At 69.8% G+C, this 8,896-nt stretch carries 9 protein-coding genes and 1 pseudogene; 2 read left to right on the forward strand and 8 right to left on the reverse strand.

All coding sequences use genetic code 11. The annotated features are described in order from the left end of the window. A pseudogene (locus tag RWR81_RS10930) lies at positions 1–629 on the reverse strand (molybdopterin-dependent oxidoreductase); the annotation flags it as partial. 215 nt (positions 630–844) lie between these two features. Then, positions 845–2,173: an MFS transporter gene (locus RWR81_RS10935; RefSeq protein WP_314457700.1), complete on the reverse strand. Its 1,329-nt coding sequence runs from the start codon at positions 2,171–2,173 to the stop codon at positions 845–847. 321 nt (positions 2,174–2,494) lie between these two features. On the opposite strand from RWR81_RS10935, the gene RWR81_RS10940 reads away from it, so the two are divergent. After that, entirely contained in the window at positions 2,495–3,028 is a 534-nt protein-coding gene (locus tag RWR81_RS10940) for a MogA/MoaB family molybdenum cofactor biosynthesis protein (RefSeq protein ID WP_314457703.1), read from the forward strand. 35 nt (positions 3,029–3,063) lie between these two features. On the opposite strand, the gene RWR81_RS10945 is transcribed toward RWR81_RS10940, so the two are convergent. The 3 genes from RWR81_RS10945 to glp form a co-directional block, all read right to left on the reverse strand. Continuing rightward, the gene (locus tag RWR81_RS10945; RefSeq protein ID WP_399498429.1) at positions 3,064–3,756 is read right to left on the reverse strand and encodes a molybdenum cofactor guanylyltransferase; all 693 of its coding nucleotides are present in this window, start codon (positions 3,754–3,756) and stop codon (positions 3,064–3,066) included. Beyond that, positions 3,743–4,237 (reverse strand): cyclic pyranopterin monophosphate synthase MoaC, encoded by a 495-nt coding sequence (gene moaC, locus RWR81_RS10950; RefSeq protein ID WP_314457705.1) that lies wholly within the window; start codon positions 4,235–4,237, stop codon positions 3,743–3,745. Before moaC ends, RWR81_RS10945 begins: the two co-directional genes overlap by 14 nt. Positions 4,238–4,327: 90 nt before the next feature. Next, positions 4,328–5,755 (reverse strand): gephyrin-like molybdotransferase Glp, encoded by a 1,428-nt coding sequence (gene glp, locus RWR81_RS10955; RefSeq protein ID WP_314457707.1) that lies wholly within the window; start codon positions 5,753–5,755, stop codon positions 4,328–4,330. Between the two features lie 231 nt (positions 5,756–5,986). Between glp and RWR81_RS10960 the strand changes: the two genes are divergently transcribed. Beyond that, positions 5,987–6,400: a molybdenum cofactor biosynthesis protein MoaE gene (locus tag RWR81_RS10960; RefSeq protein ID WP_314457712.1), complete on the forward strand. Its 414-nt coding sequence runs from the start codon at positions 5,987–5,989 to the stop codon at positions 6,398–6,400. A 141-nt stretch (positions 6,401–6,541) separates the two neighbouring features. Here the strand turns inward: RWR81_RS10960 and RWR81_RS10965 are convergent, their stop codons facing one another. The 3 genes from RWR81_RS10965 to RWR81_RS10975 form a co-directional block, all read right to left on the reverse strand. Continuing rightward, positions 6,542–6,820: a MoaD/ThiS family protein gene (locus RWR81_RS10965; protein WP_314457714.1), complete on the reverse strand. Its 279-nt coding sequence runs from the start codon at positions 6,818–6,820 to the stop codon at positions 6,542–6,544. 100 nt (positions 6,821–6,920) lie between these two features. After that, positions 6,921–8,141 (reverse strand): GTP 3',8-cyclase MoaA, encoded by a 1,221-nt coding sequence (gene moaA, locus RWR81_RS10970; RefSeq protein WP_314457708.1) that lies wholly within the window; start codon positions 8,139–8,141, stop codon positions 6,921–6,923. A 121-nt stretch (positions 8,142–8,262) separates the two neighbouring features. Next, positions 8,263–8,559 carry a DUF2249 domain-containing protein gene (locus RWR81_RS10975; RefSeq protein WP_003785642.1) on the reverse strand — a complete coding sequence of 99 codons (297 nt, stop codon included), beginning with the start codon at positions 8,557–8,559 and terminating at the stop codon, positions 8,263–8,265. Between the last annotated feature and the right edge of the window lie 337 nt (positions 8,560–8,896).

An 8,896-nucleotide genomic window follows, 5' to 3' on the forward strand; every position in this document is an offset into this window, starting at 1 on the left:
GCGATCCGGTCCGGGCCCCAGGTCCGGATGGTGTGGACGTAGGCGGCCGCGACGATCTCCATGGCCTCGTCCCAGCCCACGCGCACCATGCCTCCCTTGCCGCGGGCCGACTTGTAGGCCTTGGCGGTGGCGGGGTCGCCGGTGACCTGCGCCCAAGCGGCCACTGGATCGTCGTCGTTGGCGGACTTCGCGGCGCGGAAGGCGTCCAGCAGTACCGAGCGCACGTAGGGGTAACGGATGCGCGTGGGGGAGTAGGTGTACCAGGAGAAGGCGGCGCCGCGCGGGCAGCCGCGGGGCTCGTACTCGGGCATGTCCGGCCCCGTGGTGGGGTAGTCGGTGATCTGCTTCTCCCAGGTGATGATGCCGTCGGAGACGTAGACCTCCCAGGCGCACGAACCGGTGCAGTTGACCCCGTGGGTGGAGTGGACCATCTTGTCGTGGCTCCACCGGTGCCGGTAGAAGGTGTCGGCCTCGCGCCCGCCGGTCAGGAACAGGCGGCGGGCGTCGGCGGAGGCCTGTCCTCGGCGCAGGTACGAGCCCAGCGTGAGCAGTCCGGGGGCGTTCTCGACCTGCTGGTCGGGTCCGGGGACGATCCCGGGGCCGGTGGGCTGGGAGCCGGTGGTGCTCATCAATGGTCCTTTGGTCCGTGAAGTTGGTGGGTTACCGGTGGTTTACCAGTGGATGGTGTGTGACTCCCCAGGCCGGTGCGGGCAGGGTGGTCGCTGATTGCTTCTGGCTGGCTCCGACGATGCTGCCGAGATCTCGGCGGCATCGTCGGAGCCGGTCAGTCGGTTGTGGACGGTCGGCCCGGCGGGGCGGAGCCCGGCCGACGCCGGATTCAGGATCAGCCCGGACGCTTGGCGCCCGGCTTGGCGTAGCGGATCCAGCAGATGACGGCGCACACCACACAGAAGGCGGCGCAGCTGTAGAAGAAGACGTACGTCTTCATGAGGGTCAGGGCGATGCCGACCAGGAAGGGGCCGAGCGAGGCCACCGCGGCGGTGAAGCCGATGGCCCCGCCGGCCTGACGCTTGGGCATGATCATCGGCATCTGCTTGAAGGTCGAGGCGTTGCCGACGCCGGCGAAGAAGAACATGGCCAGCAGTCCCACCATGAACATCTTGAAGTCGGCCGGGTCATCAGTCCCGGCCACCAGGTAACCGCACCACCCCATGGTGACGGCCATGCCGATGGCCGAGACGAAGGTCCAGATCGCTCCGCCGAACCGGTCGCACAGGGGCCCCCAGGCGAAGCGCAGGAAGGAGCCGATGAGGGTGCCGATGAAGGCGTAGGAGGCGCCCTGGGGCAGGTCGGAGGCGGTGAACCGCTGGGCCAGGTCGGAGGCGGCGCCGTAGTTGTTGTTGATGATGTTGGCGGTCTGGGCGGCGAACCCGGAGAAGACGCCGAAGGTCATGATGTACAGGACCGTCATGAGCCAGGTGTCGAGGTTGCCGAAGATGTCCATCTGCTCCTTGATGTTGGCCTTGAGCGGGACGTCCTTGATGTAGCGGAAGGTCAGGAAGGCCGCGATGAGGGACCAGGGCAGGAAGAAGACGGTGGCGTTGACGACCATGGGGGCGCCCTCGTGGTGGGGGGCGACCCAGGTCAGGCCGAACAGGCTGATGCTCATGAGGAAGGGAGCGGCGAGCTGGATGACACTCATGCCCATGTTGCCCAGGCCTCCCTGCAGGCCCAGGGCCGTTCCGGCCAGGCGTTTGGGGAAGTAGAAGCCGGTGGAGGGCATGTAGCCGGAGAAGGTGGCGGCGCCGATACCGCAGGCGAAGGACAGTGCGAGCAGGACGCCGAAGGAGGTTTCATGGTTCTGTACCGCGAAGAACCAGCCGAGCATCGGCAGGATGTACAGCAGGGAGGACCAGCCGATCATCTTGCGGGTGCCGATGGTGGCTGGCAGGAACATGTAGATCAGGCGCAGGGCTGCGCAGGACAGGCCCGGCATGGAGGTGATCCAGTAGATCTGATTCTTGGTCAGGTGGAAGCCGATGTCGTTGAGCCTGGGGGCGACGGCGCTGGGCAGGAACCAGACGGTGAAGCCGAGCATGAGGGAGAAGGTGGTGATCGCCAGGGTTGTCCAGGCGATCTTCGCGGACCATTTCTCCGGCTCCTCGGGGTTCCACCCTGTGAGGACGCGACCGGAGGTGTCGAGCGTGGGCATAGGGATCCTGCTGTGGTGAGGGGATCGGTCTACTGGGCGACGGCGCCGTGGACCTGTGACTGTCTTGAAATGTCGGTGGAAGCGTATTGGCTCGCACCGGATCCCATGATGCATGTCCGTGATCGGACCTTCGCGCAAGGGACGAATGTCCGGGCAGTACAAGGCGAAACCGACGTCTAGGAGGTGACGAAGGGTGTTGAATTAAGTTAAATGAGAGTTATCTAATTGAGGTCACCGGTTGGATCAGGCCGTGCTGTCCCTGAAATACCGAGCGGGAGGCGGAGGGGCCTGGGCGGGGTGTGCACGGACTACGGTGGCCCCATGAGTGAGACTCCGATCGTCCAGAAGGGCCTCGTGCCCCTTCACGAGCCCGTCAAGGGCGCCGTCGTCACCGTGTCCGACCGCTGTGTCAGCGGCGAGCGGGAGGACCTCTCCGGTCCGCTGGCCCAGCGCCTTCTGGCTGAGCACGACGTCGTCGTCGAGAAGGTGGACCTCGTGCCCGACGGTATCGAGCCAGTGCGTGAGGCGATCTCACGGGCGATGGCCGACGGCGCCCGGGTGGTCCTGACCACCGGCGGCACCGGGGTCACCCCGCGCGACCTCACCCCTGAGGCCACGGCACCCCTGCTGGCCACCCGCCTGGAGGGCATCGAGGCCCAGATCCGTGCCCACGGCCTGAGCAAGACCCCGTTGGCCGGTCTGTCCCGCGGCCTGGTGGGAGTGACCTCCCGCGGCGACGATGGCGCCCTCATCGTCAACGCCCCGGGCTCACGCGGCGGAGTCAAGGACACCGTCGCCGTCATCGGCCCCCTGGTACCCCACATCCTCGAGCAGCTCGGTGGCGGCGACCACTGAGCCTGCTCGCCGTGAGACCGGCGACGAGGTCCTGGTCACTCGGGCGCGTCGGTATCCCAGGCACGGACCTCGGCCCAGGTGTCCAGGTCCCGCACGACGCCGTGGGGCACAGGCAGCGCCGCGACCCGGAGCCGTCCCAGTGCCCGGCGCACGGCCGTGTCGCGCAGGGGGGTGCCGCCCGGGGCGACGGCCGCGGCCAGCGCTCGGCGGTGGTAGAGGCCCAGTAGGTACTGGACGTGGTCGCCGTCGCGGGCGCAGACACCGTTCACTTCTGGCTCGTTCTGATGCAGCGCCTCGATGAGGACCGGTAATGCCCGCCAGGAGGACGGGGCGTCGCAGGTGAGGACTGCGATCAGCCCGGTGACGGGTCTGCACCGCCCCAGGTGCTCCAGGCCGGCCGCGATGCCGGCGACCGGCCCGCCCAGCGGCGGGTCCTCCAGCGCCCGTAGAACGCCGTCCGGCAATGCCACCTCGGTCGGAGCGATGACGCACACGCGACCCAGTGGGAGGCCTTGCTCTCGCAGCTTCTCCAGTCCTGCCAGGACATGGTCGAGCAGGCGGGCCCCACGGGCGACGACGTCGGGCTTGGAGATCCCGTCCAGCCGCCTGCCGGTCCCACCGGCCAGAACGACGACGTCGACCGGACCGAGCTCACCAGGGGCGCTGGCCGCGCCCGCGATGGAGCCGGCGCTCGCGGTGCGCTCTGTCGGCGGATCAGCCGCTCTCACCGCGCACCCAGTTCCCGGAGCGGCCCCCGGACTTGGCCAGCACCTTGGCCTCGCGCAGCTCGACGTCCCGGTCCACGCCCTTGACCATGTCCACGATCGCCAGTCCCGCCACGGTGGCGGCGGTGAGCGCCTCCATCTCCACCCCGGTGCGGTCAGCCGTGCGCACGGACGTCTCGATGCGCACGCCGCCGTTGACGACCTCCAGGTCCACACGCGCCCCGTGCACGCCGATGACGTGCGCCAGCGGGAGGAGCTCGGGGACCTTCTTGGTCGCCGCGATCCCGGCCACACGCGCCACGGCGAGGACATCCCCCTTGGGGACCGTGCCTTCGCGCAGGGCGGTCACGATCGCCTCCGAGCAGGCCACGAAGGCGCCGGCGCGGGCCTCGCGCACGGTCGGGGTCTTGGCGGTGACGTCCACCATGTAGGCGGCGCCCGCCTCATCGAGGTGGGTGAGGGTGATTCGGGGGCGGGGTTCCATGAGGGGCTCCTTCAGCGGGAGGGCGTGAGTTGCTCGTCGCGGACGCACCATAGGCATCGATGGCGCACGCGCAGGGACCGTTCGCAGTCCTTAAGATGCGTCTACGCGCACTGGGCGGCCAGGAGGACATGAACTGGTGAGCGGAATGAGGGGCAGCTCGTCGCCGACCTCCACCGACTCGACCTCGGCGGCCACGACCGCCAGCGCCTGCGCGGCGGGCAGGGAGGCCACCAGGTGCGAGCCCGAGCCAAGCCGGTGGGTGGGCCTCACCCAGGACGCCCCCGTATCAGACGCAGCATCAGGCACGGCGTGGGCTCCGATGCGGTTTCCGGCGTCGGCTCCAGCGATGGAGCCTGTGAGGGGTTCGGTGGGTGGATCGGTGAAGCGCACCGGCACGTGCTGGCGCCGGCCCGGCGGGGTCCGCCAGGCCGCGGCCGCGCGTGCCGTCAGCCGGGGCCTGCACTGCGGACCGTTGTCTCGTCCGGCAGTCGGCTCGGTGTCGAGCCCGGCCAGGCGGGCCAGCGCCGGGGCCACGATCGTGGTGAAGGAGACCAGGACACTCACCGGGTTGCCCGGCAGGCAGATGATCGGCACCCGCCGGCCGTCGTCGGCGAGCACCCAGCCGTGGCCCTGGGGCTTGCCCGGCTGCATCGCCACCTTGACGAAGTCCAGGTGCACCGGTGCGTCCTCGCCCCGGTTCGCCTCGGCCAGCATCGTCAGGGGATCGAAGGCCCCGGCGGACACACCCCCGGAGGTGACGATGAGATCGGCACTCGCCGCGGCCCGGCGCAGCACCAAGGCCAGTTCCTCAGCCGTGTCACCGCTGCGAGCCGTGCTCACACACTCCGCCCCGTGCTCGGCCACCAGGCCGGCCAGCAGCAGGCCGTTGGAGTCCGGGATCGTGCCTGGGGTGAGCGCCTCTCCGACGTCGCGCAGCTCGGTCCCGGTGGAGACCACGGCCACGCGCACCCGCGGTGCTAACGGCACGGAGCCCAGTCCCACGGAGGCCAAGGCGGAGACCGCAGCAGCGGACAACCTCGTCCCGGCCGCCATCACCGGATCTCCCGCCCGCACGTCCTCCCCGATACGGCGCACGTTCAGCCCCGGCCAAGCCTCAGCGCGGATCTCGACTCGCCCCGGAAGCGGATGCGGGCCCGGGGTCTGATCGGTGTCCTCCACCTTGACCACGGCGTCGGCGCCCTCGGGCAGCATCGCCCCGGTCATGATCCGCTGCGCGGTCCCCGGAGCCAAGGGGACGGGCGCCGCACCGGCCGGGACATCGTCAGCCACCGGAAGCACCACCGGAGCCTGGGACGAGGCGCCGCTCGTCTCCGCGGCGCGCACTGCATAGCCGTCCATCGCCGAGTTCGTCCACGGCGGCACCGGAACCGCGGCGGTCACGTCCTCAGCCAGGATCCGTCCATGCGCCTCGTCCAGTGCCGCGTGCGCGCCCTCCAGGGGAGAGAGGGCCTCAAGCACCTGGGTGATGTATTCCTCCAGAGGAATCAGCTGCGCCATAATGGTCCTTTCCCGACGAGCCGCCCTCGGGCGCGGCAGAGCTGCCGGTGGGTACCGGTCAGGCGGCGAGCCGATGTTGTAGCCCTATCATGCCCGTTCGGCGGGTCCCACCCACCTGGGTATGCTCGCGGCCGATGACGTCGTGCCCCGGCACAGCGCCCATGCCCAGAACGGTGCCAGGATGAGGAGACCTTCGTGAGTGCCAGTCCCGAGAAGCACGGTAGCGCCCGCGTGGTGCGCGCCGAGGTCACCGAGGCCCCCATCAGTGTCACCGAGCTCGCCGACGCGGTCCACGACGCGGCTGCCGGAGCCGTCGTCACCTTCGAGGGCGTGGTCCGCAACCACAATGCCGACCGCGGTGTCACCGGCATCGGCTACTCCTGCCACCCCACGGCCGGGCAGATCGTTGAGCAGATCGCCGGCGATATCGCCGAGCGCGGCCGGGTGCGCGCTCTGGGCGTCGTCCATCGCGTCGGCGACCTGGCCGTCGGGGAAGCGGCGCTCGCGGTCGCGGTGAGTTCTGATCATCGCGCCGAGGCCTTCGCCACCTGCAGCCAGATCGTCGAGGAGGTCAAGAAGCGCCTGCCCGTATGGAAGCGCCAGACCTTCACCGATGGCACGTCCCAGTGGAGCAACCTCGCCTGAGGGCCCCTACCTTCTCGCCGAGGCGGGTGTTCGGCGCGCAGCAGAGTGAAAGACGAGGGTGAAAGACGGTCGGGCAACGTGAAACCTGCCCGGCTCGATGCGGGCGCTGCACGGGATCGGTGTGGGAACGCGGCGGGAGACTCACCCGCCGGCGAATGGCGGCAGGACGTCGACGGCGTCGCCGTCGGACAAGGGGGTCAGAGAGTCTGCCGGGGTCGAGACCGAGTTGACCAGGAAGCTGCAGATGGGGACGACTCGCGCCATCTCCAGGCCGCGCCCGGCCAGCTGCTCGCGCAGACCCGCCAGCGTCGTGCCGGTAGGTAGGTCGAGGCGCTCCTCGGGACGACCGGCGGCATCGGCGGCAGCGGCGAAGTAGCGCAGAACCAACGAAACCGTCTCAGAGCTCGTTGCCGCGTCCATCGGCGTGCCTGTCTGAGCAGGGGGCGTGCTCACAGCATCGGAGGAGGGACTCATCTCGGGGACTCCTTCTCGGGTAGGACTGGGGCTCGACCGGGTTCGGTCAGCCGCCGATGGCCGACATGGTGCGCTGTGGTCGGGCGAAACCGTCAACGCTGGGCGGTGCGTCCGAGCCGTGAGCGCGGGGCTTGAGCCAAGTGGCCCCGGCCCAGATGCGGATGAGTTCGTCGTCGTCGGCCCCGGAGCGCATCGGGCCGCGCAGGTCGGTCTCGGTGGTGGAGAACAGGCAGGTCATGAGACGTCCGTCGGCCGTGATACGGGTGCGGTCGCAGTCCGTGCAGAAGGGTGCGGTGACCGAGGCGATGATTCCGACGCTCCCGGCCGGATGAGCCCTGCCCGCCTGGGCGCCCGCTGCCACGTTCCATAGGGCGGCTGGGCGCCGGTCGGGACGACCGCTTTCGGAGAGGACGAATCCGGCGTCCCTGAGGGCCTTCAGGACCTGCTCCGCACCGACGACGTCCTGGCTGCGCCAGGTCTCGCGTGGTCCCAGCGGCATGTGCTCGATGAAGCGCAGCTGCCATCCGTGGCGCAGGCACTCGGCCAGCAGGCGGGGTGCGCGCTCCTCCACGGTCCCGGGCAGGGCGACGGCGTTGACCTTGATGGGGGTCAGACCCGTCTCCTGGGCTGCGGCGATCCCGGCCAGGACGTCACCGAGCCGGTCACGCCGGGTAATGGTGGCGTAGTCCCGGGGATCCAGGGAGTCGATGGAGATATTGACGCGATCCAGGCCTGCCCGGCGCAGGCCGGCGGCCCGCTTCTCCAGCCCCAGGCCGTTGGTGGTCAGGGCGATGTCCGGTTTGCCGCCTTCGGCCGTGCGCAGTGCGGCCAGGGAGGCGATGATCTCCTCCAGGTCCCGGCGCAGCAGAGGCTCGCCCCCGGTGAGGCGGATGCGCTCCACCCCCAGGCGCTCGACGGCCAGGCGTCCCAGGCGAGTCAGCTCGGTGGTGGTCAGCAGCGCCGGAGTGGGCAGCCACTCAAGGCCCTGGGCGGGCATGCAATAGGTGCAGCGCAGGTTGCAGCGGTCGGTGATGGACAGGCGCAGGTCGCGCACGGTGCGTCCGTAGCGGTCGACCAGCTGCTGGGGGACGTTGTTGTCAGTCGGGGCCGGCGGCGCCGCTTCCGCGAGGAGGACCGCCCCCGACGGGTCGGGACGTCCAAGTGGCTCGGGCAGCACCGACCGGGTCGTCGGCATGGGCAGGTCCGTGGAGGTCCCACGGATCCTGCTCGAGCCGACGACCGCGGCATCGAGCGGTGCTGGTGTCATGCGTTGAGCATATCGGGAGCGCAATGGTGGCATGGAGTGAGGCCCGATGAGGCCCTGAGCCCGGGGCCGGGGACTCGGGCCCGCGGGTGCCTCCCGCCAACCGGCCGCGATGAGGTGCGGATCAGGCGGTGCGCAGGATCTCGACGCGCGCGAAGCCCTCGGACTGCTCCAGCAGCGTGTGCTGGAAGGTGAAGGGCAGCTGGTCGATCTGGGCCAGCAGCGGGGTGGGCACGTGCGGGGCCACCAGGTCGAAGCCCTCGCCGGGGTTCAGGGAGGAGGCGGCGCCGATGACCGCGGCGTGGCGCAGACGGTGCGGGATGGCGCGCGCGTCCAGGGTGAGGCGCTCGTCGCTGTGCTCGTGGCAGCCGCAGCTGGACTTCTTCTCAGTGACGGGCAGCAGCTCGGGGCTCTCGCTCATAGGGTTCTCCTTCGGAGTGTTTCTTACTGGTGGGCATGACCTTACTACCACCGGGGTCCGGCGGGAACGGCCGTCCATCTCCGCCGGCACGACCTGCGCCTCTCAAACCTACCGAAACTTCATAGATGACGTGGAGCCGTGTCGTTTGTGAAGTTTTTGTTGTTGTGCGTGCGGGTGTTTCTAGCGCGGTTGGATACGGTTGGGCCGTGGAGACGGACAAGCCGGCAGCGGCCGCGCACGCGCAGGTCAAGGCGCTCACCGCCGACGACGCGGCCGGCCGCCTCGGCCGGGCGCTGACCACCCGGGTGGCGCCGCGTCTGGTGGCCCTGGTGCTGGG

Source organism: uncultured Actinomyces sp. (assembly GCF_963526355.1).
In the GTDB taxonomy this organism is placed as follows: domain Bacteria; phylum Actinomycetota; class Actinomycetes; order Actinomycetales; family Actinomycetaceae; genus Actinomyces.